At 59.2% G+C, this 26,870-nt stretch carries 21 protein-coding genes and 2 pseudogenes; 8 read left to right on the top strand and 15 right to left on the bottom strand.

From position 1 onward, the window contains the following. Positions 1–18 precede the first annotated feature (18 nt). The 10 genes from D3227_RS31975 to tssA all read right to left on the bottom strand — a co-directional run bounded on the left by D3227_RS31975 (position 19) and on the right by tssA (position 9,868). On the bottom strand, positions 19–228 hold the full coding sequence (locus D3227_RS31975) for a hypothetical protein (RefSeq protein ID WP_245451966.1): 210 nt from the start codon (positions 226–228) through the stop codon (positions 19–21). A gap of 80 nt (positions 229–308) precedes the next feature. After that, entirely contained in the window at positions 309–431 is a 123-nt protein-coding gene (locus tag D3227_RS43895; RefSeq protein ID WP_281034993.1) for a hypothetical protein, read from the bottom strand. 149 nt (positions 432–580) lie between these two features. Next, entirely contained in the window at positions 581–2,527 is a 1,947-nt protein-coding gene (locus D3227_RS31970) for a type VI secretion system Vgr family protein (protein WP_245451965.1), read from the bottom strand. A 119-nt stretch (positions 2,528–2,646) separates the two neighbouring features. After that, a complete protein-coding gene (gene tssG, locus D3227_RS31965) occupies positions 2,647–3,720 on the bottom strand; it encodes a type VI secretion system baseplate subunit TssG (protein ID WP_120018195.1) in 1,074 nt (357 codons plus the stop codon). After that, on the bottom strand, positions 3,684–5,570 hold the full coding sequence (gene tssF, locus D3227_RS31960) for a type VI secretion system baseplate subunit TssF (protein ID WP_120018176.1): 1,887 nt from the start codon (positions 5,568–5,570) through the stop codon (positions 3,684–3,686). The genes tssG and tssF overlap by 37 nt, the downstream gene beginning before the upstream one ends. After that, positions 5,570–6,073, bottom strand: coding sequence for a type VI secretion system baseplate subunit TssE (gene tssE / locus D3227_RS31955; protein ID WP_120018175.1), 504 nt, complete (start codon positions 6,071–6,073; stop codon positions 5,570–5,572). Before tssE ends, tssF begins: the two co-directional genes overlap by 1 nt. 53 nt (positions 6,074–6,126) lie before the next feature. Next, positions 6,127–6,663, bottom strand: a complete 537-nt coding sequence (locus D3227_RS31950; protein ID WP_120018174.1) for a type VI secretion system tube protein Hcp — start codon at positions 6,661–6,663, stop codon at positions 6,127–6,129. Between the two features lie 131 nt (positions 6,664–6,794). Beyond that, positions 6,795–8,297 carry a type VI secretion system contractile sheath large subunit gene (tssC, locus tag D3227_RS31945; protein ID WP_120018173.1) on the bottom strand — a complete coding sequence of 501 codons (1,503 nt, stop codon included), beginning with the start codon at positions 8,295–8,297 and terminating at the stop codon, positions 6,795–6,797. A gap of 8 nt (positions 8,298–8,305) precedes the next feature. After that, positions 8,306–8,839, bottom strand: a complete 534-nt coding sequence (tssB, locus tag D3227_RS31940; RefSeq protein WP_120018172.1) for a type VI secretion system contractile sheath small subunit — start codon at positions 8,837–8,839, stop codon at positions 8,306–8,308. Between the two features lie 39 nt (positions 8,840–8,878). After that, positions 8,879–9,868 carry a type VI secretion system protein TssA gene (gene tssA, locus D3227_RS31935; protein WP_120018171.1) on the bottom strand — a complete coding sequence of 330 codons (990 nt, stop codon included), beginning with the start codon at positions 9,866–9,868 and terminating at the stop codon, positions 8,879–8,881. A 261-nt stretch (positions 9,869–10,129) separates the two neighbouring features. On the opposite strand from tssA, the gene D3227_RS41240 reads away from it, so the two are divergent. From D3227_RS41240 to D3227_RS31890, 7 genes are all read left to right on the top strand, one after another. Beyond that, positions 10,130–10,606: a helix-turn-helix domain-containing protein gene (locus D3227_RS41240; RefSeq protein ID WP_147377725.1), complete on the top strand. Its 477-nt coding sequence runs from the start codon at positions 10,130–10,132 to the stop codon at positions 10,604–10,606. Between the two features lie 844 nt (positions 10,607–11,450). After that, on the top strand, positions 11,451–13,025 hold the full coding sequence (gene xopAG, locus D3227_RS31915) for a XopAG/AvrGf1 family type III secretion system effector (RefSeq protein ID WP_281034991.1): 1,575 nt from the start codon (positions 11,451–11,453) through the stop codon (positions 13,023–13,025). A gap of 601 nt (positions 13,026–13,626) precedes the next feature. Next, positions 13,627–15,012, top strand: coding sequence for a type VI secretion system baseplate subunit TssK (tssK, locus tag D3227_RS31910; protein ID WP_245451964.1), 1,386 nt, complete (start codon positions 13,627–13,629; stop codon positions 15,010–15,012). A 26-nt stretch (positions 15,013–15,038) separates the two neighbouring features. Beyond that, a complete protein-coding gene (locus D3227_RS31905; protein WP_120018167.1) occupies positions 15,039–15,329 on the top strand; it encodes a type VI secretion system-associated FHA domain protein in 291 nt (96 codons plus the stop codon). Continuing rightward, positions 15,319–16,605, top strand: coding sequence for a type IVB secretion system protein IcmH/DotU (gene icmH / locus D3227_RS31900; RefSeq protein WP_245451963.1), 1,287 nt, complete (start codon positions 15,319–15,321; stop codon positions 16,603–16,605). The genes D3227_RS31905 and icmH overlap by 11 nt, the downstream gene beginning before the upstream one ends. Positions 16,606–16,614: 9 nt before the next feature. Beyond that, positions 16,615–19,494 (top strand): type VI secretion system membrane subunit TssM, encoded by a 2,880-nt coding sequence (gene tssM / locus D3227_RS31895; protein ID WP_120018165.1) that lies wholly within the window; start codon positions 16,615–16,617, stop codon positions 19,492–19,494. Positions 19,495–19,585: 91 nt separating this feature from the next. Further along, positions 19,586–21,199 carry a hypothetical protein gene (locus D3227_RS31890; protein ID WP_120018192.1) on the top strand — a complete coding sequence of 538 codons (1,614 nt, stop codon included), beginning with the start codon at positions 19,586–19,588 and terminating at the stop codon, positions 21,197–21,199. Between the two features lie 71 nt (positions 21,200–21,270). Here D3227_RS31890 and D3227_RS31885 read toward each other — a convergent pair whose 3' ends face one another. Both D3227_RS31885 and D3227_RS31880 read right to left on the bottom strand, forming a co-directional pair. Continuing rightward, on the bottom strand, positions 21,271–22,251 hold the full coding sequence (locus tag D3227_RS31885) for a LysR family transcriptional regulator (RefSeq protein WP_120018164.1): 981 nt from the start codon (positions 22,249–22,251) through the stop codon (positions 21,271–21,273). Positions 22,252–23,468: 1,217 nt separating this feature from the next. Further along, positions 23,469–23,624 (bottom strand): annotated as a pseudogene (locus D3227_RS31880) (IS630 family transposase); the annotation flags it as partial. Between the two features lie 162 nt (positions 23,625–23,786). Here D3227_RS31880 and D3227_RS31875 point away from each other — a divergent pair. Further along, positions 23,787–24,005, top strand: a pseudogene (locus D3227_RS31875) (SMC-Scp complex subunit ScpB); the annotation flags it as partial. Here the strand turns inward: D3227_RS31875 and D3227_RS31870 are convergent. The 3 genes from D3227_RS31870 to D3227_RS31860 all read right to left on the bottom strand — a co-directional run bounded on the left by D3227_RS31870 (position 23,989) and on the right by D3227_RS31860 (position 26,711). Continuing rightward, complete coding sequence (locus D3227_RS31870; protein WP_120018163.1) at positions 23,989–24,690, bottom strand: zeta toxin family protein; 702 nt, start codon at positions 24,688–24,690, stop codon at positions 23,989–23,991. The pseudogene D3227_RS31875 and the gene D3227_RS31870 overlap by 17 nt on opposite strands. Before the next feature lie 21 nt (positions 24,691–24,711). Next, entirely contained in the window at positions 24,712–24,966 is a 255-nt protein-coding gene (locus D3227_RS31865) for a hypothetical protein (protein WP_208646506.1), read from the bottom strand. A gap of 530 nt (positions 24,967–25,496) precedes the next feature. After that, the gene (locus tag D3227_RS31860; RefSeq protein ID WP_147377724.1) at positions 25,497–26,711 is read right to left on the bottom strand and encodes a trypsin-like peptidase domain-containing protein; all 1,215 of its coding nucleotides are present in this window, start codon (positions 26,709–26,711) and stop codon (positions 25,497–25,499) included. Positions 26,712–26,870 lie beyond the last annotated feature (159 nt).

Here is a 26,870-nt window from a genome sequence, read left to right as displayed (position 1 = left end):
CTGGAGAAAGCGCGGCGACTAGGCGGCTTCTGCTGCCTCGATTTCCGCCAAGTCCATAGTGAAGTCGAAATCCATCTGGATAGGCTCTTCGTCCGACCTCGCCTCGTTGTAGCTATCGATATCGACCTTTAGCTGCCGAACGTCACCAACGATCCCGCGGCAGCGCTGCTGGAAAGACATCTGCATATGGTGCCGTGGGGCGGTTCGAATATCGTCCCAAAGAACCATCTGCTGGCCGCCTTGTCGGGCGAATTGAGAAACTGACCCCCGCGTTGCCTCACCAGGATTGTTCCCCACGACTGGGACGCTCAGTTGACCATTATCTTGATGGTCGCGACCGCCAGCGGCGTATCAAATGCCATCGCGTGAACCTTTTCCTTGCGCCATATCTTCACCTTGGTTTGCTGCCTGCGTTCCCGGCTCGCCGCCATGGTTCTTCGTCAAACCAGCCAAGCAACTCCTCGGTAACTCCTGCAAGCTACGCGGTGGGACGGATTTCGTCGCCCCCTTCCAGGCAGTTCGCACTCCTGAGAGGAACCTACCGAGCGCGGGCTCCGTCACGGGCGCCGCATGGCCTTCATCATCGCTGGCGTGGGCGGGCCTGGTGTCGTCGGTGGGATGGAAACGGTGGCTCCGAGCCGGGGAGCCGTTGCCAAAAGCCGATCGTCGCGCCGGCGATGCTGATACCCTTGCCGCTGATTTCGATCGCCTGCTGACCGGTTTTGCCCATTGCCACAAGGCGGATCTTATCGGGCGTCACCTCGATGCAGTTGCCGGCTGAAGTCAGGAGGTACTGACCCTTGACATCGATGCAATAGGAATTACCAACCTCCACGGTATGGTCCCTTTCTGCCTTCAGATAGACCTCTTCGCAACCTTGTTTGTCCTCGAAGCGCAGCTCGTTGTAGGCATTGACGGCGCCCTGATCGGTGTGCGTTCGGAAAGTCGAGCAGGTCCTGTCCAGCGGCAGGGTTTCAGGAGGCAGATTAGAGCCGTTGTAGACGACACCGGTCACCAGGGGCCAGTCTGGATTGCCGTGAATAAAGTTCACGACAACCTCTTGGCCGATCCGGGGAATGATGACGTGGCCGAAGCCCTTACCCGCCGAGCTCTGGGCAACCCTGATCCAACAGGAGCTGGTGTCGTCCTTATTGCCTTCGCGGTCCCAGAAGAACTGCACCTTGATGCGGCCGAACTGGTCCGTCGCGATCGTATCTCCCTTTGGGCCCACGACGACCGCCGTATGCGGTCCCCGAATCTCCGGCGCGGGCGTGCGGCGCGGCGGGCGATACTGGGTGGTCGCGGGGATAATCTCCACCGTGCTACGATATACGACTTCTCTCTCCCGACCCGCGGCGTCCGCTTCGGTGCGAATGTCCCCCAACTCTGCGACCAAAGTGAAATCACTCGCGACCGCCAAAAACCGATCACTGGGCGTTGGGCGCGCACCCACATCGCCATAGTAAAAGGGATTCGCAGCCTTGAAGATCAACCCTGTTCTAATCTGGCGTGCCGTACATTCGACCCGCGCACGATAAGCGTTGCAGGCGAGCTCTTCGGCGCGGATGCAAGCATAGAAATCCCCGTCCGCTTTTTCGGTGTAGCGTCCCGGATAGACGAAGGTCTCCCGAATTGCCGTGGAGCCGCCGCCAAAGGCTGTTGAGGTATTGACTGGCCTGAAGCGCCCGGCCTCGGGAGATCGGATGAAGGTGCCTTCCATAGGCTTGCAAGCTGGAATGCCTCCGATCTTCACGGAAGGAACTTGCGCGACGGCCGTGAGCTCTGCCCTCGGCTTCTCATGGTTGTAGTCCTTGAGAACGACCTTGTTCGGCTGGAGCGACACGACCTCCTCCCAACGCAGGATGACGCCGTCCCGATGTAGATTTGGTGCAGGCCTGAGGTTGTGGTGCGTCTCCACAATCTCGGGCGCGCAGGCGATGTGGCTCGCGGCGTTGTCGACCAGCACTAGGTCGTGTTGGTCCTCCGCATGTTCAAAATAGTAGTAGATGCCGTCCTGCTCCATCAGTCGGCTGACAAAGGCCAGATCCGTCTCATCGTACTGGACGCAGTAGGTGCGCTGTGGGAACCGTCCGGTGGTCTGGTTCTTAAAATTTCCTTTGTGTTCCCGAAAAATCGTGGTGATGATCTCTATGCTGGTCTTGTTTTGAAAGATCCGACTGTTGGAGCGATAATCGAGAAGCGAAAGCCAAGGTCGCATCTGCGCCACGTAGTTCAGGTTTGCGATGTCATCGTGCCCCAAGTATTGGAACTCCGTAACGATGCCGTGGAAGAAGCGCATTGCAGAGCCCTTGAGTTTAAGGCCTACCGCCAAGCTTTGCCCGGGAATCGTAGCAAAGTTCTGGATCGGATGGCGGCTGACGAGCCTCACCTCGTAGTGGAAGGGTTGCCCCAGCCGCTCGGTGCCTGTGAGCCGTCGGAGAAAGACATCATCGGGGTGGAACGCGGCCAAGGTGACCGCAGCAGAACAATTGCGCTTCAGGAGATTGTCGATTTTTGATCGGACCATCATTGTGTTCCTTGGTTTCGCTGCGATCTGGCGTAAGTGGAAAAGACCCAACCGAAGATCCGCTAGCAAAATGTGATGGAAAGCGTCGTCGAACCGGTGTGGGCGCCACGCTCAAGCTGTTACGGCGGAATTGGACACAATTGCTCCAGCCGCTGATCAGGCGGGGTAGTCGTTAGGTCATCGGCGTCCCGCCGCATCTTCCGCTTGCCTATCCAACTCGTCCAGCCGAGCCTGCCGCGGCGACCCAGCCGCACTTCCGGCATCTCCTCGCGGCGGAGGACAAGATTGACCTCCCAGTCCAGTTCATCTCCAATATAATTGCGGATGATCTGAGCCATGGTCCTAAGACCGAGAGCCCCGGGCAAAAGCGACTCGTACTGAACCAGGCTGAGCGGACCGACAATGAGACGAAAGCGGTGGTGGTGCACTCTGATCCTCCTACCGGCAGTAGCCGTGCAGCCCAGCCTGCCCGTGCGCGGGTCGAGGCCCAGGAGGCAGAGCGAGACGCGGGGCAGTTTGACCCATTGCGGGACAAACTCACGTATATCGACCGGCGCCTCGAAGAAGCTCGCGACGATGGCGGCAAGCCCCTCGGGATTGCGGGTGTGTGAGGCGAGACGGCCGGTGAAGTGGAGTTTGGCCAGATCGGGCATAGCATCTCGTGCAAGCAGGGCGGTCATGCCAAAGCCGGCGAGGGAGGCGAGCTGAAGCGCGAAGCGATCTTCGTGTGGCCTGTCGTGGCTTACGGTCGGCTCGCTCTCCGCCCAGGCACGAAAGAAGAACGAGGCCATACGGTGATGGAAGATATCGGCAAACCGGACCAGCGTCTCATCTGCGGCGTTTTGCTGTCTGAGAAGAGCATACTCCGTCAAATGCAACGGGAGAGGACCGTTGGATCCGAACAATCCGAAGAGGTAAGTGGAGATTCGCACAAAATCAGTCTCCCCTCCATCCGTCACGCCCGCGATCGGTCGCGTCGGAAAGGCGAGCGAGGGCTCTTGGCCGATCCGCACCCGATCCAGGCTCGGCCGGCCCGATTCCCCCAGTCGAGGTCGATCTGAGCAGATCGCGTCGACCCGCCGCAGAGCCTCGAAGAAGTCGTAACCATGCGGTTCGGCTGCAACGGTGCTGAGGAATTGGCCGAGAGCGTCTGCAATCAGAGGATCGCCCGGCGGCCGGTCATCGTCGGCCATCGCATGATCTCCCCTCGTTGCAACGTCGAGATGACCGTCTCCGTGAAGCTGTTGATCGAAACATATTTTGCGAAGAACTGGTTGAGTACCGAGGCGAGCGGAAAGATGCCGACGCCTTCGAAAGCCGCTTCGTCCAGGGTGATGCCAATCTCGATTCCACGTGCCACGGCGGCTTGTCCACCGCCAGGCAGCCGCCGGATCGCAGGTTGTGACCGGATCTCCCGGATGCCGTCGATCTGCCGTGAGGCGCACGCATTGTCCGGATCGATGTAGAGGCGCAGGAGTTCGCGCAGCGCCTCTGCGCCTTGGTGACCACCCTTGTCGGAATTACTGACTGAAAGGTAGTTCAGCGAAAGGTGGCTGACCAGTTTCCAGGTGAAATCGCCGTTGGCGAAGGAGTGGCCTGGTCGGCTCGGTGGCGATATGCACCGGGTGGCGGTAACCGGAGCGCCGATTTCCAGGGTGAAGTCGGTCTCGTCTCGGCCGATCGGTAACAGCAGCGGCAAATCCCGGTTCGAACACAGGCAGCGCACCGACAACTGCTGAGGTCCCGCCGAATAGGGACCCGCCCGGCGATCGACCAGAGAGACGAAGGTCTCGCTGCCGATATAGCCAGTTCGCGCCCCATTCGATCGTTGGTGCTCCGACATCTGCCGCTGCTCCCGCCGGAGCATGTAGTACCTGGAGTGCTGCTCCTCCCGGCCGTGCGCGCTGATGCTGTAGAAGGGGAGGAACTCGGCGGGGGCTGCTCCGTTGCTCTCTCCGTAGCCACTCATTGCGAGGATGGAGTGGACCTCAAAGTCGAGGGGCCTCATCCTGTCTACGATTACATTATGCTCATGGTCTTTTTCCCTCACGTGAATTCGATCAGCTTGGCGTTCGAACAAATTGATCGCAGGGGTCGCGAAGAGAGCGATGTTCTCAGGTCCGAGATGACGTTCCAGCCGTGGTTCGACTCGGCCAAGCGCGAACACGATCTCGAGGCTTTCCGTCGTTGACAGGGACACGGCGTCGGCAAGCCCACTCACCTCGACGAACAACGTCCGCTCCGCGATGGCGAAATACTCCTGCAGGAGACGGTAGCCGTCGAAGGAGCGTGGGACCTCGGGCAGGAGCGCGCAGTTCGGCTCGAGACCGCGCTGCCGCAACATATTGAGCGGGATTCTCTCCTGCCAAGTGATTGGCCGGCCGACGGGACGGGCAACGATGGCGCGTGTGTCGGCGATCAGCTGCTCGGCAAGCGCCGCACCGATGCCACCGGGCCCGAGAAGGTGTAGTGTCAGGGCCTTAAGTGAGAGTCGATTGAATGGCATGCCGTTGGTGGTACGAAGCCGCAGTCGAAAGGCAGCCTTCACCGGTTGCCGGGCCGGAAGATCCAGGGAGGAGATCTGCCCGGGCGTCGCGAAGTAGTCGGCGGCGCTCACCATGATCGGCCATAGATGGACATCGTGAGCCGTGCGGAACTCGCAATGGGTGACGGCGCCCGGAGCGAGTCGGCCGAAAAGTTTGGTTCCGCGCGGCACGACGTATGCATTCTCGATCGGTCCGGCTTCCGCATCCGGTTCGAAGCGCACGATCGTCATCGACGGTATCGGCGGTAGAAAGTGCGGATACACCATCTCCAGCAGGTGCTGCGTGAAATTCGGGAAACGTGACTGCAGCTTCAGCTGCACCCGCGCGGCCATGAAGGCGAAGCCTTCCAGCAGCCGCTCGACATAAGGATCGGCGACCTCTGCTGCTTCCATCCCGAGCCGTCCGGCAACCTTCGGGAAGGAGCGAGCAAATTCGGCCCCCATCTCGCGCATGTAGGCGAGCTCATCGTTGTATAATCCGAGAAGCCGGGGATCCATCAGCTTGTCTCCGGATCCAAAGCAACACGGACAACTTGGAGTTCGGGATCCACCTCCGTGCGCATTGTCATCGGCAGCGGAGCAGGCAGCGCCCACAGATCGGCCGCAATCTTAAAGCGAAAGGAGCTGCAGTCCTGTCCGTCGTTGAGGACCATCACCTTAATACTGCGCGGTAAGAGCCGTGGCTCGAATCGCTGCAGGCTCTCGGCGATTTCGTCTCCCAAGGCGCTCGAATCGATGCCTTCGCGGATGTGCCCGCTGAGAGGCCGGACCCCGTAGTTGAGTGTGCTGGCCGCGACGAGGGGGTATGCGTGGAGTGCCACGCTTGAAGCCAATTGATTCGTGTTCAACAGCCAGGACACGTCGCGTAGAATCACCTCTTGTAGTTGGCGAATTGAGAAACTGCGCTTGTCCTGCGTTTCGCACGCGCTGTTCGGCTCATCGTCAGTGAGCCTGTCGAGGAGGGAAGGCTGCACCAGATCCCGCCTAAGATGTCTGGTCATGTTCGATCTCCAGATCGCAATTTTCGACGAGGCGACTGCCAATTTCGCCACCGTCAGTCGACAACCAGCTTATTGAACTCGGCGCTGTTCGAGACCTGGTTCCAGATGCCTTCGCCTGCCTTGGTTAGAGCGCCATGCATATCCTGCTTGTAATAGATCATCTTGCAGGCGCCGAACCGGCAGGTGATCGTCTCCTCCGGAGCGTCTTCCGCATAGGCCCACTCGACCTTCTCGATGGCGAGCATGTTGAAACTCCAGTGCAAGAACAGGTTGGAATCAGCTGTGAGAAGTCCGCTGCCTGTCGACTTGAAGAGCTTTAAGTCAACGTCGTTAAAATGCGCGCCTCGACCGCAGGCCACGTACAGCGCGGATGAGGCGGTATCCACCTGCTTCTTAATAGTGAAAACCTCGAATTCAGCCTTGCCTGTCCCAGCGCCGACAGTGTGAGGCCCGATGTTGAGCTTGTTTTCGATTGAGAAGCTCCATTCGTCGGCAAGCGTAAAACCATCCTTCAGGATAAGAGATTCCCCTTTGGGCTGAATGCCATCCTTGGACACTGTGTTGAACTTCATGACTGCGTCGAACGCCATGACGAATTCTCCTTCGGTATCGTGACACTGGGGCCGGGCGTTCTTGTCATATAGAGCTGCCGGGTGCGGCGAACGGCCCTCTGCGGACCGAATTTGCCTCCGCCACTTCCTTTATGGAAGGACGTACCCTCTCAGCCTTTTCGGGCAGACGGCAGGCGCGACACCAGCCTCAGAGAGATGGTCAAGCCTTCAAGCTGGTAATGCGGCCGCAGATAGAATCTGGCGGTGTAATAACCAGGATTGTCTTCAGCCTCGTCCACCTCGACCTTGGCCGAGGAGAGCGGCTGTTGTGCCTTGCTTTCTTCGCTCCCCAGCTCGGGCGAGGGGTGGACGTAACGCTGGATCCATTGGTTGAGCCACTCCTCGACCTCATGGCGCTCTTTAAACGTGCCAATCTTGTCCCGAACCAGGCACTTCAAATAATGGGCAAAGCGGCAGATTGCGAAAATGTAGGGTAGCCTAGCGCTGAGCTCAGCATTCGCTGACGCGTCCAAGTCTTCGTACTTGATCGGTTTGTTTACGGTCTGAGCGCCAATAAATACGCCAAGATCGGTATTCTTGCGGTGCAGCAGCGGCAGAAGGCCGTTCTTGGAGAGCTCGGCCTCGCGGCGGTCGCTGATCGCGGTCTCAGTGGGGCATTTGAGATCAACGCCGCCGTCGTCGCTTCGGAAGGTATGCACCGGCAGGCCTTCGACGAGGCCACCGGATTCTACACCGCGTATTCTGGAGAGCCAGCCGTAGAGCTTAAACGAGCGCGTGATGTTTACCCCCATGGCATAGGCTGCGTTCGTCCAGAGGTACCTTTGGCTATCGCCGCCGTCCGTCTCCTCCTCGAAGGCGAATTCGTCGACCGGGTTGGTCTTGGTCCCGTAGGGCAACCGCCCGAGGGTGCGCGGCAGCGTCAGCGCCACGTATCGCGAGTTTTCGCTCTCGCGAAATGCTCGCCAAGTGGCGTGCTCGGGCGTTAGGAAAATCTTCGTGATGTCGCGTGGGTTCGAGAGCTCGCGCCAAGAGTCCATCTGCAGCAGATGCGGCGAGACAGCAGAAATGAGAGGGGAGTGGCTTGCCGCAGCAATTTGCGCGAGTCCCGATAGCAATTCGATGTCTGGCGGGGTATGGTCGAAATAGTAGTCGGCAATCAGGCAGCCATAGGGTTCACCGCCGATCTGCCCATACTCTTCTTCGTAGATTTTCTTGAATAGCGGGCTCTGATCCCAGGAGACGCCCTTGTATTTTTTCAGGGCACGAGAAAGCTCCTTCTTGGAGACCGGAAGAAAGCGAATCTTTAGCGTCTCGTCTGTCTCGGTGTTCACCGTAAGGTGATGCAAGCCCCGCCAGGCTGATTCCAGATTTTGGAAATCCTCGTGATGGAGGATCTCGTTGACTTGTGTGGACAGCTTGTCATCGATGGACGCAATAATCGACTGGATAGTAGCCACGATGTCATCGCTGATCAGGGACGTGTTACCAAGCGCCTGCTCGGCCAGTGTTCTGACTGCGCTATCCACGGCATCACGGGCTTGGTCCGAGTAGATCCTTAACTCGCATTGTAGCAAGCTGCTGAAACCGTCCGGATCAAACGTAGCAACAGTGGCGTCTTGCAACCCGGCGGAGATTGTATCTGTGGACGTCATGATCAATTCTACTTCGTCTCTGTGGGTGGCAACTGAGGCGCTTTATGTTCAGCCTCGGGCACGCCGCTCAGGGCGCTGAGCAGGGACCGGTCGGCGAGGAAATTGGCGATCAACCGCTCGGCACCGTTCTTGCCGTCCATGTAGGCTAGAAGATTAGAAAGCTGCGTTCGCGCCTCAAGCAGCTTGTTCAAACTGTCGACCTTACGCGCCACGGCCGCAGGCGAGAAATCGTGCATTCGCTCGAAACTCAATTCGATGGCAAGCTGGCCTTCGCCCGTCAACAGGTTCGCTACCCGCATCGCCACCCTGGGGTTGAGCGATTTGAGCCGATCATCGAAGTTGTCAATGTCGATCTCCATCATCTTGCGCTCGGCAAGCGGAGGCAACGGCGCGGCAGGATCGCCTACGAGATCAGACATGACGCCGACCACGAAGGGAAGCTGCACCTTCTTTTGCGAGCCGTAGGTCTCGACGTCGTATTCGATTTGGACGCGAGGAGGGCGATTTCGCGAAATGAACTTTTGACTGCTCTCCTTTGCCATGTGTTTTATTCTCCTTGTCGGCTATGAAGTTGCGATGCCTCAAGTACCCTCGTCGGCAATCAGGCCGGCTATGGAGCGGTAGTGCGCAGCGCCCTCCGGCGCCAGCTCTGCCACTAGAGCCATGAAGTCCTTCGACACGAGACGCTTCGCCCGCTCGAGCAGCGCTGGTACGGGGCTGGCCGGCTCGTTAACTTGATACCAGCGGCAAACGCGGCCGAGGATATTGACGACGTCATCTCGGTCGCGGATCTCTCCCGGATATGGGGCGTCGCCAGAATCCTCCGACAGGGGCATTGCGGCCACGGGCTCGGAGCGTCTATGGGCATCGACCAGTTCCTTGCCTTGGCGAAGCAGCGCTGTTAGAGGTTGGAAACGGACGGCTTCGGCCATGTCGACGCGCCGCTTAACGCTACCATCCAAATCGATGACCGCCGAGAGGCTGGCGTCGAGATCACCGCTTGTTTGGTCGAACTGGCCAGGATCGGTGTCGCCAAAGGCGAGTTTGATGGTCGTGGTATCAACTTCACCTGGCTGAGACTGCTGCGCTGACATCCAGTCACCGAGCGCAAATGCTCCGAACCGCCTGGAAGCGGTGAGAGGAACGCGGCGGATGTCCGCCATAAGCCCGGAGGGATCGCACAGATTTGCCAAAGCATTGAGACGCACGGTCTGGTCGCCGCCGTCGTCTGCATCCGGCCGCGGATGTAGCTCCGGCCAGTAAATCTCGACATAAGCGACGAGAAGCTCAAGGCTCTTGGCCAGTCCAGAGAAACCGAACCGGCTGACAGCGGAGCGTGTCAGCAAGACGCCGATGCGTAGGTCTTTGGTACGCGTAGCAAGGTCGAGGCCGAGCCGCCACACCTCTTCCCAATTGGGAGCCTCTTCCGCCTTGAGAGAGCCGCCGATATGCTGGGCAGGCCTCCCCTGCGACGCCATTTCAAATTCCAGGAAGCTTAAGTCGTAATCGAGAGCGTCCCCGCACGCGTTGCCCTCGCTGACCGGCCTCAATAGATATTCTGCATCGAGCATGACAACCCTGGACGTCGTGACTTTTACTGGGTCCGTGCTACCCCGATCCCGGAGTGCCTTGGGCCCTTTCGCTCATTTTAACGATGATCCCGGGATATTTCGCATGCGTGATTGATATGCAGGTATGCTGAAGCGCGGAGTCCACGCTTCATCCTGTGGCTGATATCGCTGCGCATGTAGAGGAGCAGTGAATGCCTGGGGTGAGCGGTTGTGTGCGTCAAATTCTGCAAAAAGGGGCGGCCACGAGGCTGGTCATGCGGCTTGGCGCAGAGCGAGCTTCTTGTGCTCGCGCAGGTCGATGTAGCGGTTGAGCGCCGCGACCGCGATGCGGAAATCTTGCGCTTGCGGCAAGCCGGCCTGTCGCCACGGCAAATCGCGCCGCGGATTTGCCTGAGCGTGAGCACGCTCGAACGCTGGTTGGCCGCCAGCCGCCAGCCCGAGCACCGGCGGCCAGCAGCGCGTGATCCCAGTATCGATCCCTTTCGCGACTATCTTGAACATGGCGGGATGGGCGGCGGAACGGCGCTCTCCCATGGGCCGGAGTCAAACAGCGCGGCTTTGAAGGCAGCAAGGCGCCCCTTTATCGTTGGCTGGCCGCTCGTCGGCAGGCGCCTGAGCGTGACGCTGCGACGCCACAAATGCCAGCCGCCATCGCAGCGCGTTTGCGAATGGCTCTTAAGCGAGGAGCCGAGCGCGCTCGACGACGCCACCCAGCGCTTTCTCTATCATCTGTTTTAGCAAGCGCCGGAACTCCTGCTCGTAGGTGAACTGGCACGGAGGTTTGCCGCTCACATCCGCGCCGATGCAAGCGGCAAATATACGACGGGCCCGGATAGCAGCTGCTGCCAAGCCGTTTGTTGGCCGCGGCCTGAACGCCCCAACGGGAGATGACGGGGTCGCTCGCGTCTGATCCTGAACGTGGCGCTGTAGCAGCTGCATTGGCCAGTACTCTCATCGGAGCTATTCGGCCCGACTGAAAACTCAAGCTGCGCCGTGGAACACGTACAAGGGACTGGCATTGCGGAGGAACCGATCGGTTGGGGCGACGGCGGCGGCGACGCACGAACTGCTGAGTCTGCTTGGTCGTCGAGCCTGACCGAGAGCAACTCTGTCGCCGGTGCATCATGGAATATTGATTGTGCATGGCAAGGGGCGGCGGCCAGGCACTAGCATGGGACGCTCACTATCCTGGTATGGAGTGGCGGCAGTGGTGAACAGAAGAGGGAACCCACCGGGTAGCGGCGACCAATGCAATCTCAGCCCGACCACGGAATGGTGGATCGAAGGCATGACCCACGGGGAAGCGGAGCTGGACCACGTCCTGGACGCATGGGTTGCAAAGGAGGATCAAAGAGAAAATGAGAATCGGGAAGAGGCAACAAGACGCCTGCAGCGACGACTGGCCCGAGCAGGTTTGACCGGGGCCGGCGACGCTGACGCCGAGCGGGAGCTCGGATTCACATCCGTAACGAGATCGCCCGCGAAATTAAGGGCGAGCTGATGCGCCAGGTGTTTGGTAACCGCGACATCGATCTGTGCGGCAGATTAAAAAGCGGCGAAGCGGAGGCGTCGTAAGGGCGACATGAGGGGTGGAAATAGAGAACCTAAAGGCGCATTAACGGTGACCCAGCGGCTTCTTGACGGAGTGGCTGGGGATCCGAGTGCGAGGAGTGTATTTTACGCTTGGGTTCGTGCACTCACCGAGGTTGGTTCCCAGAGCACGGCGCCACCCCCTGCAAGGCATTCTGCACTGCTGAATCCGGAGGGAGAGCTCGGCAGGAAAGGAGCGGGGAAAGGCGGAACGGGGCAAGGATCGAGCCTTTCCGCGCGCGCGGTTAAGTACGGCTTGTTCCTCGCGGGTGCGGGCTACGCCTACAACGAAGTCGCCAACAACTTCTTCCTGTCCACCACGGCGTTGCATGACGGGAAAATGGGCTTCACCAGCAACGAGCGGCTCAGGACCGCTCACGCGAAAGCGAGGGAGTATTATGACAGCTATCACGCCGCCGGCGCCGAAACCCAGCGTTCGAGTGAGCGCACCACGGATCGAATCCGTACCTGTGGCAACAATCAATTTGCAACATTGATTGATTACCGGGCGGCGACCCGCGTGCACGTCGCGCGCCTCGTGGACGATGAGCAGGCGCGCGCGTCACTCCTTCTGAACCTGGCGTGCATGAAGGGTCATCTTGTTAAAAATGAGTGCGTGACCAAGTACAGGCCGCCGCAAGTCCCCAAGGATCCGGACCTTACAAAGAGCCAGCTGTACGATCAGAAGAACAAGTACGCTTTGACAGGCGTACTCAACGAGGAGACCGGTGCCTACGGCTACACGTCAAGGTCAATCACTCATCCCTTTGTGAACAAGGGTGCCCGGCACTTCCACGATACCATCCACAGCGAGAAGGGCGTAACTCTCAAGCGATGCAACGAGACACTCGAAGCACTCCTCGATAAGGACTGCGGGCTTGGCGAGGAAGCTCAGTTCGCGGCCGGCCAAGGCATTCTTAATTTTAGACAGGTCTATGCTGCGCACTGGGGCCATGCCGAAAAGGTCGTGATGAAGACTCTGGTTGAGCACGGCTTCCTGTCACCGGTGGAGACTGAGAAGCTCGATTCGACTCTGATGTTCGAGAAACCCGACAAGAACAAGCTGCAGCGCAACACTAGCTTGGTGGGTCCGTGGCTGCACAATTTCGAAACCCGGCTCCAGGAGATCCGATCGGGTCAGGAGCCCGCAGTGGTCGCGGATCTGAACCATCCGCAAATCGCGGACATGAAATACCTGCCCATCGCGCATTTCAAGTTGAACGAGCAGGGTAATGGTTTCGAGGACTGCTCTGGACTGGGCGATTCATTCACATGCGCCAATGCCGTCGCCTGCATCAACCACGCTCGTTTAATGAGTGGTCGGCAGCGGCTCTCGAAGGAAGAGGTCATAGTAATCATTGCGTGCGTCAACGCAGTGTACGATGACACGGGTTCAATGCGGCATACGCTTCACGAGATAGCGCGCGGCTGTTTCGCGGGCGCTGGCTACACCATCGAGGATGCGGATGAGTTCTACACGGTTGTCTGCCGAAAGGCAGCGGAAGAGTTTTATGGTGGAAGGAACCTCTCGAAGCATATTGGTGATAGTGTCGGGCCTTCTACGTAGACAGGCCCGCGCTTTACCCGATACCATTGGAAGGACCGGCCTCGACGGCATTCGATGTTGCTTGGCGATCATTCGCAGGTGGTTCGATGCGTGCAGCGTCGGGTTCCGCTGCTTCGCCTGTAGCGCGACAATCTGGGTGAGAGGCGCGCTCTCACCTTGATTGTCGCGCCGCAGCTTCGCCGTTTGATCCAGAAGGCATTTGGTGGACCGCCGCGGCTCTAAGATAGGTGATCTTGTTCGCGCCCATCAGCGTCCGCCGGCGCTAATACACTGAAGATCAGCTCGCTGGCCGTCACGTGGACGCGTAAGCACCAACACGCAGTTGGGCGGTTTCGGTTGCCGCTCCGGCCCACCACTCGCGGCACGCCAGAAGGGCTAGATCGACGCTTGCCCGCCCCCCGAATTCAGCAATCCGCACGCGGCATCAGATTGGAATTGGCGATCCCGCATTAGAAACGGCATCCGTTATCCCAATCCGAGAGCCCTGCATGGCAAATCGCGGCAGCCAGCAGCCTCTTTTGGCGACCCCAGACACTGCATTCGGGCCGCGAATGGTTGCATATCGGCTACGCATGTTAGGGAGCAGTAGAAGCCTGCTAAATTGCCGCTGCGGTTGAATCATCGGTTCGTCAGACGCGGGGCAGTTAAGGTGTCGTTAGAAAACAGGGTGGTGTGGTCGGAAGGCCTGTTTCTTCGACCGCAGCACTTTCAGCAGAACGACCGTTACGTGGAAAAGTTGCTGCGCGGCAGGACTGCCGCTCTACATGGCTATGGCTGGGGCATCACTGAGCTCCGCATCAATCGCGAACTACTCGCTCTCGGCAAGATCGCCGTCGAAACGGCATGTGGCGTCTTGGAGGATGGCACGCCGTTCAGCATCCCTGATGACGCCAACCAGCCAACTCCATACGATGTTCCGGAGTACCTTCGGGATTCGCTCATCCATTTGGCGGTACCGCTTCATCGAAGCGGGGCCGTTGAAACCGACGTGCGAGCGGAAGCTGACGTGCCGATCCGCTTCGCGGGCGTGAGCCAGGATATCATCGACACAAATGCCGGCGAAAGGGGCAGCGCCTCCATTGAGGTGGCGCAGCTGCGGTTTCAGCTCTTGCCGGACGCGGCGGATCGGTCAGCCTTCACTTGCCTCCCGATCGCCCGTATCATGCAAGTCCGGGCCGACCGGCAAGTCATTCTCGATGAGGCGCACGTCGCGCCAACTCCCGACTGTGCCAGCTCCCACGTCCTCTCGAACTACATCACCGAGATCACTGGCCTGCTTCACCATCGTGGTGAGGCTTTGGCCGCGCGAGTTTCGCACTCGGGGACGCATGGGATCGCGGAAATCGCCGATTTCCTTCTGCTACAGGCGATCAATCGTTACGAGCCCTACTTCTCCCACCTTTCCAAGGCAGCGGTCGTAAACCCGGAATCACTGTATGGCGTCATGCTCCAACTGGCGGGCGAACTAGCCACCTTTGCCCTGGTTGAGAAACGTACTCAGACCTTCGGTGACTACAAGCACCACGCTCTCGCGCATACTTTTTTGCCTGTGATCCAGTCTATCCGGTCGTCACTAAACGCCATACCCGAACAGACGGCGGAGCCGGTGCCGCTACGGCCGCACAAATATGGGTTCCATATCGCCGAGGTGACCGATCGGTCGCTGTTTACGACCGCAAGCTTCGTGCTGGCCGCTCGGGCCGATGTCGAGATCGAGCGACTCCGACGCGAGTTCCCGCGCCGTGTCAAGATCGGGCCGGCCGAGAAGATCGAAGAACTCGTCAAAGTCGCATTGCCGGGCATCACCATCAATCCCATTTCGGTCGCGCCGCGTCAGATTCCGTTCCATGCTGGATTCACCTACTTCGAGGTCGATCCGCACAGCCGCTGCTGGATGGACTTGCCTCGCTCCGCCGCGTTGACCCTGCACGTCGCCGGCGACTTCCCCAAGCTCGAAATGGCACTGTGGGCCATTCGAGCCTGTTAGCAAAACAGTTTCCTGGGGCGCCCACTATGCAGAAGGCTCTGTTCAGTGTCCGTGAACGTCTCTCCCCATCAGCGATCGAAAGGGCGCTGGGGCGGACCCGTTCAATCTGGCCCAGCAAACATAAGGCGGCAAGCTGGGATGCGTTCGGCCGTGTCCTGGATGAAGTCGTCTCAAGCATCGAAACTGATAAGCTCCGAAGCTTCGGCGCCCACTTCGAATCCGCGTATCGCGAGGGCGTCGGCGACCTGCACCCGGCACAGGGCCGTGACGAGAGCGCCCGTTCCGAGAGGCATGAGCTGGGGGGTGATGTTGATTGAAAAAACGATCCCAATTTACCAGCCACCGGCCCGTTTGCCAGCCGAGAAGCCGCTGGAAATCCCTCCGCCGCCGGCGGCGGCACCAAACGAGTCTTTCTGGGAGACGCTTGCGCTCCATCAACCTAATCCGCTGATCGCGGCCGCGGCGGCGCTGCTGGGCCTTTGCGCTCAACTCAAGCGCGGTGGCAGCCATTCCGACGTTGAGGGATTGCGCCTGAAAGTGTTGCAAGAGATTGGTGCCTTTGAGCGTCGTATCATGCCGCTCGGACTGTCCTCCCCAGCGATCAAAATCTGCAAATACGCCCTTTGCGCGACAATCGATGATGTTGTTCTCAACACACGCTGGGGCAGCCACAGCGTCTGGATGACACGGGGCATGGTCGGATCACTGTTTGGCGATACCTTCGGTGGCGACCGTTTTTTCGACCTGATGGCGCACCTGAGAAAAAAACCGCGCGCCAATCTCGAACTCCTGGAACTGCTCTACTACTGCATAAGGTTGGGCTTTAAGGGCCGACACCGGGTCACTATGCGCGGAGCCGCCGAGCTCAGGGTACTTTGCGAAGACGTTTACCGTCTGATCCGCCGAGGCCGCGGTGATTTGGAGCGCGACCTGTCCCTGCACTGGCGCGGGGACTGTGAAGATCGGAAACTGCGCCGCAAATTCGTTCCGATCTGGGTCGTCGTAGCGCTCTTGGCAGGTGTCCTCCTGTCGATCTATACCGGGCTCCTGTTTGCACTAAATGCCCGCGCTGACACAGTCCTCAACGATCTCGCGAAATTGCCGCCGAACGGCACAGGGAGCGTGGTGAGGATCGTACCGCAACCAGCCGTTGCATTGCGCGGCGATCGACTGCGTCACTTTCTCGAGCCCGAAATCCGTGATGGACTCGTCACTGTGAGCGAGGACGCGCAGCAGGTCGTCGTCACCATCCACGCCGCAGGGATGTTCGATTCTGCGAGTCCGAAGGTGAAAAAACCATTCGTGCCGCTTCTTCTGCGGATCGGCCAATCTCTTAATGATGAGGCAGGAACGGTCGTCCTGATCGGGCACACCGATGCCATGCCCATCCAATCGCTCGTCTTTCCTTCAAACCACTACCTCTCGCTTGCCCGTGCCAAGGCGGCTGGCGAGATTATCAAATCCATGATGAGCGACGCAGGGCGAGTGCGAGAGGAAGGCAAAGGCCGCGCGGAGCCGATCGCGCCGAACAATACGCCCGAAGGCCGCGCGCAGAACCGTCGCATCGAAATCATCATCAGGAAGACACGCTGAGAGGCAGCCATGAAGTCAATCCGAAAGACGCTTCGGTCGCTATGGGTGCGTGTCAGCTTGGCGGGCATCGCCTGTGCTTTAATCTTCATCCTCGGACCGCACATCTCGGTCGGTGAATCTACGCCACTCGACGACCTCGGCAGTCAAATTGCGGCGTCGATGGTGATTCTCGGATATGCCGTGGGCGTCGCGCTTCAGTCTAAACTCGACGGGGTTCGGGCTTATTTCGAAGACCTCGTCCAATCACAAGTGTCCGACGCGCTGGACGGGACTGGGGCAGAGCGAAAGAAGGCGAATCCCGCGAGTTCCGACCCCGACGTGGTCCGAGCTGGCACGGCTGCTGAAAAGGAGCTGCAGACGACACTCATTCGTCTCCGCGAGACCCTTACTATCCTCAAGGGGCGCCGCTTGGCCGGAATCATCGGCAGGAGCTGGCTCTATCAGCGGCCATGGTATCTGGTCATTGGCCCCCCCGGATCGGGCAAGACCACCGCAATAGTCAATTGCGGGCTCAGCTTTCCGCTGGCGGACAGGTCCAGCCGGAGAGCCCTCGGGCGAACGCGCAGCTGCGAATGGTGGATTGCCGACGAAGCGGTGCTGATCGACGCCGCCGGCCGCTACACGATTCATGAAAGCGATTCAGAGCGGGACAAAGCGGCTTGGCGCGGCCTGCTTCGGCTGCTCCGTCGCTATCGGCCGCGCCAGCCGCTGAACGGGGTCTTGGTAACCATCGGAATCAGCGACCTGAACTCGACATCCGACGACGTGCGCGTCGACCAAGCCAGTTGCATCCGTCAGCGGCTCCTTGAACTAAACAGGGAGCTCCGCCTGCAGCTGCCGGTCTATGTGCTATTCACCAAGAGTGATCTGGCGGCGGGATTTGTCGAGTTCTTCGGTGAGCTTGGTGGTGAGGGGACGGGGGCCGTGTGCGGATTCACATTCGCGAGAGAGCCTTCGGAGGGCGACGGCGATCCGATGGAGTCTTACATACCAGCATACGAGGCGCTGGTTGGCCGCCTGAACGAAAGGCTGCTTGAACGAATGCAGCAAGAAAGTAACCCCCAACGTCGCGCACTCATATTCGACTTTCCACAGCAGGTTGCTAGCCTGAAGTATCTGACCGAGCAGTTCTTGCAGGAGGCATTCGCCCGGAATCCGTTTCAGGAGCCGATTATGCTCCGCGGCGTCTACTTCGTAAGCGGGACGCAAGTCGGCACGCGGTTTGATCGTGTTGCGGAGGCCAGATCTCAGATATTCGAGGTCGCTAGGCCGCCTTGTCCTGGGCTCCCTGGCCAGCGGCGCAGTTATTTCATCGGCCGGCTGCTCCGCGAAGTCGTTTTCGCCGAAGCCGAGCTCGTCGATGCCGATCCCCGCTTCCTCCGGCGTCAGCGGCGGGTCCGATATGGCGTCTATGCGATCGGTGCGGCGGCCATGATCGCCGCTGGCGTCTTCTGGACGGTCACCTATGTTCGAAACGTCACGCTGATCGAGAGCGTTCGTCTAACCGCTGACAGCTATGCCGCAGAGGCCAAGAAGCTGAATCTCGACCGGGTTGATAACGGCGAGCTTCGACCCATCCTGCCATTGCTCCAGCGGCTACGCAATATCAGGGGCGGCAATGCCGACGGCGACACGGCGGGCGATCGCCTCGCGGGATTGGGTCTCGACCAAAGCAAGAAAATCTCGCTTCAAGCGCGCGCGGCGTACCACCGCGCTCTCAATACTGTCCTGCTGCCGCGGCTGATCTCCCGGTTGGAAACATTACTTGCGGAAACACACGATCCTTTGTTTCTCTACGAGGTGCTGAATGTCTACCTGATGCTGGGTAAGCAGGCTCCGCTCCAGCGCGAGGTCGTCAAGAACTGGATGGCTGTTGACTGGCGCGTGATGTTTCCGGCCGAAGCGGACGCCGACCTTCGGCACGCGCTCGCTGATCACCTCGACGCCCTCCTGGAACCGCCACTACCTCATGTTGCGCTTAATAGTGAACTGATCGAGAAGAGCCGCGCGAAACTGCAGGCCGTCTCGATGCCCCGCGGCGTGTTCGACATCATCGCGACCAGTCCCGCGGCCTCGCAGCCGCCCACTTCGCGTCTGGACGACCATGCCGGGCCGTTTGCGGAAACCGTCCTGGTCTGTAAATCGGGACAGCCGCTCAGTGCTAAAATTCCTGGCCTTTATACACGAATGGGTTTCTACGGGACTTTCCTGCACTTGCTGCCGCAGGTGGCTGACGCTATCGCTGCAGAAAGCTGGGTGCTCGATGCACAGGCAGTCGCGCCGGCCGCGGCCGGTGACGTGAGCCAGCAGCTGCGGCGCCCGGCGGCAGACCTCTACGCCCGGGAGTTCGCGTTCCGCCGGGACCAGCTCATTGGCGATGTGTCTCTGCGCCCAATTGGCACCATGGATGACGCGCTGCGAACCTTGGATACGCCGTCCGCGCCGACGTCGCCGATGCGCCGGTTCCTTGTCGCGATGGCGCAAGAGTTAAGGCTCGAGCAGCGACCGGCTCCCGAGGACGGAATGACGAAAGGTAACGGCGTCGCAAAGAGCGAGGCACCACCAACTGACGTCGCGGAACTGATCCCCTCGCGAGCGGTCGCGGACACGCCTGAAGCTTACGTCCGGCTCTATACGGACGATCATGTTAGGTGGCTGCACCAACGCGTCGACATACCGCCGAATAGTCAGGTGAGCGCGCAGGCGCCGATCGACAGTGCGCTCCAGAATCTCGGCGAACTGTATCGTTCGCTCAGCCAGACCCAAGGGCTGACGGGTTCGGACTCCTTGGAAAAAGACGATCAGGCGGGCGTTGCGATCCGCCAAATTGAATCGGGAGCCACCAATCTGCCCGAAGCCTATCAAACAATGAACTCGGAGGCGAGCTGAAGACGCCAGTTAGTTTGATGGGTGAGCGGATCCTGTCCCCCCCTTCACCCGACACACCATAATCAAGGACAGGATGAACTGGAGACAAACAATGGCTAAGGCCCATAACAGGCAAAGAGCACAGACGTTCCTGAACCTGATCGAACAGACCAAAGGCAAAGCCGATGTGGAGTTCTGTTTTGCCGTTGGCACAATCGGGGATCCGGAGGAGAAAGCTGTCGTGCTGGTGAAGAAGAGCGGGCTCAATAGTCTGGTCGGAGTCCTGAAAAAAATGCCTTATGAAATCGGTGAGGATGGTAAAGCAGACGGCTTTGCGCTTCTGCAGCGCGGCACAGGCAAGATGAACGAAGACGGCGTTATCCTTCTGCGACTTGCCCGCGGAGGCAAAGCCGGATTCCAGCAGGTGAAAAGGAGGATGAAAGAGTATTTCAGGGGCTTCGGCCTGAGGCTACCCGACATGGAAGAAGCTGGAGTGTTAACGGAAGAAGACGTTCGGTTATTTGAAGGCACTGCCATGACGAACTCTCAATATCTCCCGGCAGACGGCGATGAACAACCGACGAACACCGTCAAGAACGCCGAGGATACCCTTTCGGAACGTGTCGAAAACGGGGAGGGGATAGACCGGAGCGAAGCGGAAGGGCATTCGCAGCGGCCTCTTTCGGACGTGCTGAAGCAGGGCGTTGCCAGCGCGGCGGCAACAATTTCCAATCACGTTCTAAGTCTGAGCGAGCAAATCGGCGCGGGCCAGACCGCCGAGTTGGCCCGATTGACTAAGAAAGTTACCGATTGGCTTGGGCCGATGCTGGCTGCGACGCCCTCGGACGAGCAGGAGGCAAAGCTGCACAACTCCACCAGCCGGTTAATGCTGATGCTGGCGTGTCCTGAGAATCTGCGAAATCTCCAATACGTGGACGAGACGGCCGACGGCGTGGTCCAGGACGAGACACACGGCTCCGGCCCGGAAGAGATCGCGGTAAACGGCATAGATCTCAACAGAGTTCCGACCAACACCCTCAAACAGGACGAGGTGATAGAGACCTTGTTTCGCCTGGCCAAGGCCAAGGCTCAAGAGCGACAGCTTTCCTTTGCCCTGGCGGAGGCGAATTCTGAAAAAATCGCGATGATAGTGTCGTCGCAATGGCCCAAGGAAGAAGGCGATGCAGCCCGCAGGCGCGAGATTGTCGAGCGTCTGATCGCCGTGGTGGAGCAGCGGCTTGGCAACGATGATCACCTCGTTGATCTGCTTGGCGTCAAAGTGACCGACCAGCAGAAAGGCAAGAAGGTCATCGTGAATTTGGTCGAAAACATCAAGGACACATGGGAGGCGTGTCTCGGCACTGCGTTGACACTGAGGGACGACGTAAAGATCAGGATCAACCGGCTGATCGATGTGGAAACCCGTGGCGGAAGCTGGAGGCGTGTCGACGACATCTTCCTGCAGTTCAATGGTGAGCTCTCGGATCAACTCACCGCCATGATGGAGGAAGAAGGCGAGGCAATGCCAAGCGCGATTGAGCGCCTCGAAGCCACAGTCCATAGCATGCTCAGCTATCTCGACAGCAACGCGACTGTTGCATTGCTCGATAATCCTCCAATGGACCTCGGCCCGGGCACCATCGGGCAGACTCTGCGGGCGGGGCTCGCCGACATCATCAACGGCCTAAAGCGCATCAAATCCTCGCACGCAACATTCGCGCCCTAGAGAACGACGGCTTTATCAATCTGCAACCGAACGCGCCATCCTGGCCCTGACTGGCATGCCCGACTTCAACGCTATTGCGATGTGACGAAATATTCGGCCGTCGGGCCTCGGTTTGTTTCGACGGTTTTGTTCTGGGGGCTCAGCGCCGCGGCGATCTCGCGGCGCAGCCAACTATTGCCCGGGTCGTGATGGCAACGCTCGTGCCAAATCAACCCAATCTCATAGGTCGGCAGTTGCACAGGCGGGTCGACGACCGTCAGCGGCAGCATGGCGGCGAGTCGCGCAGCAACGAGCTGCGGTACGATTAGCACCATGTCGGTTGTCGAGATCACTAGGGCAGCCGTCAGCACGTCGGAAACCAGCATTGGGTCCTGGTCCGGCAAGCTTAACCTAGCCAGGCTATCATAGATCAGGCCGAAACCGCCGTTGAAGTTCGAGGAGATGGCCACGTGGGGGAGCGACGCAAAATTCTCCCTGGTCCATCCCCGTGTCACGGCTGGGTGTTCGTGGCGTACCAGGCAAGCAAAGCGGTCTGTATACAGGCTGCGCCGCATGTAGCCAGGGGGAGCGGCGTCAATCTGCCCGATCGCCAGGTCGATCTCACCCTGCTCAAGCCGGCTCGCGGCATCGCTGAGGAGCCGATCGGTGGCAATGTCGAGATGAATGCCGCGCTCGCACAGCCGCGGCAGCAAGAGCAGCGCTTGATGGTCGGGTAACATGATCGTTGCCTTCCACCGCCTTTCCGGGGAGGCGGAGCGGCTCGTTACGATCTCACTGATCGAATCTAACGCTGCCGGCAGCATTTCGGCGAGGCGATCGCCGAGCGGCGTCGGAGTCAATCCGGTTGAGGCGCGAACCAGGAGATCGTCATCGAACAGGCCGCGCAGCCTTGCCAACGCCCGGCTGGTTGCCGGTTGGCTTCGGCCAACGTGGTGGGCCGCACGAGTTACGTTACGGTACTCCAGCAGCGCCTCAAGCACGATCAGCAGATTCAGGTCGATCGATGCAAGGTTCGGCATCTGCCGTTGCCGCGCGGCGTTACGACGTTTCATCAGCTGCGATCCCACATACTCTTTTGCCTTCTTCCAGCCGCAAGCAGGCTCAGCCGTTTGTCTCTCCTCTTGGGAGGGTCGTGTTCTGCGAGCTTCCTCGCGGGCATCGGCTCTGCATGTCGGTGCCACTGAGGCTCTTGGGAGAAACCGGGGTCAGCACAGCACAATCCGCGTTTCGGCGAAGCCGGAATTGCAAACCGATTCGTTTGGCCGCAGTTGCCTTTGGTCGAATCCCCACCCCTCCGATCAACCGGGCCGTGCGTGGTCACAGGGACGGCGAGACGGCAATTCATGAGCTTGGCCTTGTTCCGACAATTCTCGCTCGCGGCCGCAAGTAACGATTGCAGCGGCCAATTCGCCTCCGCTTGACGAGGCAGTGGTCCTCATCCATCTGAAATCTCAGCGAAAGTCACAGACTTAGTTCCGAATAGAGCGGTCTCGTCTGCGTGCCTGGATGAGTGAGTGGATCTATCGTCTCTGCTTGCGCGTCGCCTAATAAATGCCGCCGTCCTTAGGCGATTGACAGTGTCATCATTGGTAATCATCGTGAATGATAAAAAGAAAGGCAACTTGGTTAAACAACTTTTCTATTTGGATTCACGGCTTGTACATTTGACAATGATTTGACGCCGTATCAGTATATTAAGTATGATATATACGCTCCTTTACAGAGGTGAGCATCCTTCTTGACGTCCTGTTTAAAGCGACTTGCCGCGTTCGGTGGCCGGAGACTACATGGCACAATGGCGTTGACCCGCTGACTTAAGATGTTGCGATAGGTCTACCCTGCCCAGCCGTTTGGAATTGCTAAGAGTCTATGAATTTTTTTGAAGGAGATGTTGCGACTGACGCGTATTTGCGAGTGCTGATCAGGAAGGGGAGCATGAAAAAGCTGGGGGTCGTCAGGCGGCCAGCTTGGGTGCATTTTCTGGTCTCAGTCGTTTCTCGCCAGCGCTTGAAGTCGCTGTCGAGCGTGCCGTCGAGGATGCGCGTTCGCAATTGGACGCCACGCGGCGTCCATTGCATTTGTTGCTTCTTGGGCAAACCGCTTGGCGATTGCCTGATTGATGGTTGACTCAACGAAGGGGCTTGAACGACCTCCCGGTAACGGTGGCGTTCAGCGAAATTCGGGATGAGATCGGCAGCTGAACTCCTCCAAATATCGCCGCAGTTTGCGTGCCTCTGGCGGCGGGCGCCGATTAAAGCGCGTGTCGCGCTTAATCGGCCTCATATCCGGCAGCCTTGAAGAAGTTTCGACACTGTGTCGGGTCAAAAAGGTGGCAGATTTCGCCGAGAGCGTCGGAGAGGGCGTTGAAGGTTCTGGCCGCCTTCTTGCGCAGCAGCGCCTTGAGTTTCGAAAATGCCATCTCGATTGATGGTATGGATAGCTCCTGCTCCCGGCGTCGTATTGCGCCATAGTCGGGATGTTATCGTCCCTAGCAGAGGAGCCATCTATGTCCGAGCTTGCCCCAGTTGGTATCGACCTCCGCAAAGAGTTGGCCCACTCCCCTTCTGTCTCCATACCCGTCCCCGCAATAGGGGTCGACCTGATCGGCCATCTGCGCGGTGCCGGTCTGATCGCCTCCGGTCCGCGCAGCCCGACACCCGGCGCGCCCTACACCTACGTCACCACCAAAGAATTCCTGCTGGAGTTCGGGCTTGAGACGCTGCGCGACTTGCCGGATTTCGAGGCGCTCGAGGATGCCGGGCTGCTGTCAAAGGAGAAGCTGTTGCGTTTCATGCTTGCGGACTGACGATATCAATCCATTGTGCGATCGCCGATGGTACCGAGCGGCCCGTCTGCCTCAGATCGTACAGGCACTGTTCGCCCACTTGCACTCGGCAGACCGTGAAGGCCAGCCCCTCGCGACTGTTGTCTGCGTACACCGATGCATCGGCAATCATTGACGCTGCCCCGATGGCTCGCTGGGTTCTCGGGAACCGGCGCAGCAGCCGCTCCGTCTCAACGTCATGCCCATGTTCCGCGACACGAGTCTGAACGCGCAGGATTGAAAGTTCGACATTGGCGAGGCCGACGAATAGCAGCAGAACAAAATAGCCTGCTGCCTGCATGTCACGGATGAGATCGAGCTTGGAATGGACGGTGCCATCCGGAAGCTCTTCCCAATACGAAAAGACCGTCTCCATAGCGAAGGGAACTTTGGACTGCATCGCATTGCCGACGAAAGCTTGAACGCCATCCTGCGCCACCTTCATCCAGCTTCTATCAGTATCCCTGAGAGATTGTGCCCATGGAACAAGAGCCCCATCGTTGCCCGTTTCACGCAGAATCGACAGCATCATCCGGTCAGCATTGATGAGTGGAATTTGCAGACGATCCGACAGGACTTTCCGCCACATCGTGGACTTTCCTGAACCGTTGTGGCCTGCGAGGACGATAGCGAGCGGCTTCTTTCCGCTGGGCCTGAAGTATCTGATCGATTGCCTCGCTCAGGCGCCTCAATCAATGACCTCGAAAACGCCATTGACCAAACGACCACGTTCAGTACGACCGTCCAGACGCCGGATGAACACTCCAGCTTCGTTTTCCGCAATCGAAAAGCGGGGTACGCCCTTTTTAGGGCGAAGCGAGACCCCGGGCTTTGCCAGCTTAGCTGTTACCTGCTCAAGCGCTTCAGTACTTCGTTCGACGTTAGCCTGCACAAGCTTGGCATTAGGTTTCGCACCGCTAATGACGACGCTGCCAAACTTCACCTTCCCAGGGCGCGAGCTCCTGGTGGTGTAGATTGTGACTTTTGATGGAGCCGCGGCGCTGCGGCTGTTGGTCGACCTCTTTGCCATACACGGAAGATAGCGATTCTTTGGCCGCATCGCCACCCCTGGAATCGGGGCGGAGTTCCCGCGTTCAAGCCATCGTACCGACACGACTGACGGTCATAGCTCGCAGCTCGGAAACCAATTCCAATGCATCCTCTCCCCAGCGAGAGAAATCAGGTCTTGTTCGATCGCTTTTTCTCGTATGCTTCGTTGGTCCGAGCAAAGTCTCAGCAATACGCGCACAAAATTTGCTAAATCCCGCTCACCCTCGTCGTGCCGCTTCGAGATCGGCTAGCGTGCGGAACCAGCCACGAACTGCATCGCGCTGTCGACCTCAGCAAGAAGCGTGAGCCAAGTGGGGCGAGATGTCGAAGAGGGTCGCGATCGTCACGACAAGGAAGGCACGAATCATCGTCTAGCTCCGGGTCCTTGACGAGGCGGAAGGCGCGCGCCGCGAGCGAGGCGGGTCACCTGACGCCGAGATCGACGCCCAGCTCTGCCGAAAGCGACCCCAACCGATCCTTCAGCCAGCACGTACGCTTCTTCCTCACGAACGCAAAGGCGCGGCATTGCAGATTGGCCTCACACGCAATGTAGCATCCCACGAAATCTGTCTTTATGCGCGCGTAGTCGCCGCCCACCATGTCACGACCAGAAGCGACGGCGAACGTGGACACCAGCACGCTAGAACTCAGTTCTTCGGCCACGCTGGCCGACGCATCCGGGTTCTTCACGAGCAGCTTGGCGTCGCTCTTCAGAAAGCAAAATCGAGCCGGCTTATTGTAGGTCGAAGCTAGGCAAGAACGATCGGCATTGCAGGCTGCGTGGCATTGAGCCTCGGAAACGTTTCGCAGCGTCGCGTAGTCAAAACCGATCACGTCGTAATCGTCAACGCTGCGGAAGGGTCGCGACGCCACGTAGGGCTCGGGGGCGGGGCTGCTCGTAGTGGGCGCCGCGTCGGTGACAGCGGCACTCTCACGACTATGGCAGAGGACCAGCACCACAGCTGGTGCGACTTTCTCTGCGAGATCCGCAGTCTCCAGGTGCGGCCCGATGGCATCGACGGCATCGAATGCCACGCCTCGGCTCTGAAGGAACGATCGAACCGCACTTCCCCTGACGGCGAAGTTGACGTTCTGGGGCACATTATCTGTGCCGGTCGCGCGGTCGTTTAGGACCGCCGTCGTGATACCGAGGACCGCACCGCTTCGATCTACGAGGGGACCGCCGGAATTGCCTGGTTGAATTGGCGTAGAAATCTGCAGGTAGCGGGAGTCGTCACCGATTCCGAGTAGCGAGTTCACGTTGCCGGTCGTGATCTTCACTGAACTCGACAGGACGGTCGTTAGCGGGTAGCCGAACGCCGCGACGTCTTCTCCCAGCCGCGGCTCAGAATTCCTCAACTTGAGGACAGCCGGTACGGCGCCAGCACTCTTGCCAACAGCCAAGTCATTTTGAACGTCGACCTTAAGGTCGGTGACCTCACCTCGGCCGACCACCGTTACGCTCTTGCAACCGTCGACGACGTGCGCGTTAGTGACCAGCCATCCGTCGGCGCTGACGAAAAACGCCGTGCCCGATGATGAGACATCCGATGATTGCGACCAAGCTGGATGGATGGCGCAAATCGACGCCATCACTGCAGCACTGACGGCGATACATCGCTTCGAGAAACGAAACACAGTAAAACAGACCCCAGCCTAGTCCCTATGATTGCTGGGCCTGAGGGCGGCCCGTCATCCGATATGCAACGGTACGAGGGTTAAGCCGGCTGGCCGGCGCAGAGCCTCATGCATAGGAGACGGGCCATATGGAACATATCAGATTTGTCGGTTTGGATC

The organism is Mesorhizobium waimense (assembly GCF_003601975.1).
GTDB classification, from domain to species: domain Bacteria; phylum Pseudomonadota; class Alphaproteobacteria; order Rhizobiales; family Rhizobiaceae; genus Mesorhizobium; species Mesorhizobium waimense.
This window is presented reverse-complemented; position numbering and strand designations above follow the sequence as displayed.

What these genes read in the sequence shown, in the direction of transcription:
- icmH (WP_245451963.1), top strand. Translation starts at nt 15,319, where the DNA reads ATGTTGATTGAAAAAACGATCCCAATTTACCAGCCACCGGCCCGTTTG.
- tssA (WP_120018171.1), bottom strand. Translation starts at nt 9,868, where the DNA reads ATGCTCGATGCAGAATATCTATTGAGGCCGGTCAGCGAGGGCAACGCG.
- tssM (WP_120018165.1), top strand. Translation starts at nt 16,615, where the DNA reads ATGAAGTCAATCCGAAAGACGCTTCGGTCGCTATGGGTGCGTGTCAGC.
- tssC (WP_120018173.1), bottom strand. Translation starts at nt 8,297, where the DNA reads ATGACGTCCACAGATACAATCTCCGCCGGGTTGCAAGACGCCACTGTT.
- xopAG (WP_281034991.1), top strand. Translation starts at nt 11,451, where the DNA reads ATGAGGGGTGGAAATAGAGAACCTAAAGGCGCATTAACGGTGACCCAG.
- D3227_RS31975 (WP_245451966.1), bottom strand. Translation starts at nt 228, where the DNA reads ATGGTTCTTTGGGACGATATTCGAACCGCCCCACGGCACCATATGCAG.
- tssE (WP_120018175.1), bottom strand. Translation starts at nt 6,073, where the DNA reads ATGACCAGACATCTTAGGCGGGATCTGGTGCAGCCTTCCCTCCTCGAC.
- D3227_RS31890 (WP_120018192.1), top strand. Translation starts at nt 19,586, where the DNA reads ATGGCTAAGGCCCATAACAGGCAAAGAGCACAGACGTTCCTGAACCTG.
- D3227_RS31970 (WP_245451965.1), bottom strand. Translation starts at nt 2,527, where the DNA reads ATGGTCCGATCAAAAATCGACAATCTCCTGAAGCGCAATTGTTCTGCT.
- tssB (WP_120018172.1), bottom strand. Translation starts at nt 8,839, where the DNA reads ATGGCAAAGGAGAGCAGTCAAAAGTTCATTTCGCGAAATCGCCCTCCT.
- D3227_RS31950 (WP_120018174.1), bottom strand. Translation starts at nt 6,663, where the DNA reads ATGGCGTTCGACGCAGTCATGAAGTTCAACACAGTGTCCAAGGATGGC.
- D3227_RS43895 (WP_281034993.1), bottom strand. Translation starts at nt 431, where the DNA reads ATGGCGGCGAGCCGGGAACGCAGGCAGCAAACCAAGGTGAAGATATGG.
- tssG (WP_120018195.1), bottom strand. Translation starts at nt 3,720, where the DNA reads ATGGCCGACGATGACCGGCCGCCGGGCGATCCTCTGATTGCAGACGCT.
- tssF (WP_120018176.1), bottom strand. Translation starts at nt 5,570, where the DNA reads ATGGATCCCCGGCTTCTCGGATTATACAACGATGAGCTCGCCTACATG.
- D3227_RS31885 (WP_120018164.1), bottom strand. Translation starts at nt 22,251, where the DNA reads ATGAAACGTCGTAACGCCGCGCGGCAACGGCAGATGCCGAACCTTGCA.
- D3227_RS31905 (WP_120018167.1), top strand. Translation starts at nt 15,039, where the DNA reads ATGCAGAAGGCTCTGTTCAGTGTCCGTGAACGTCTCTCCCCATCAGCG.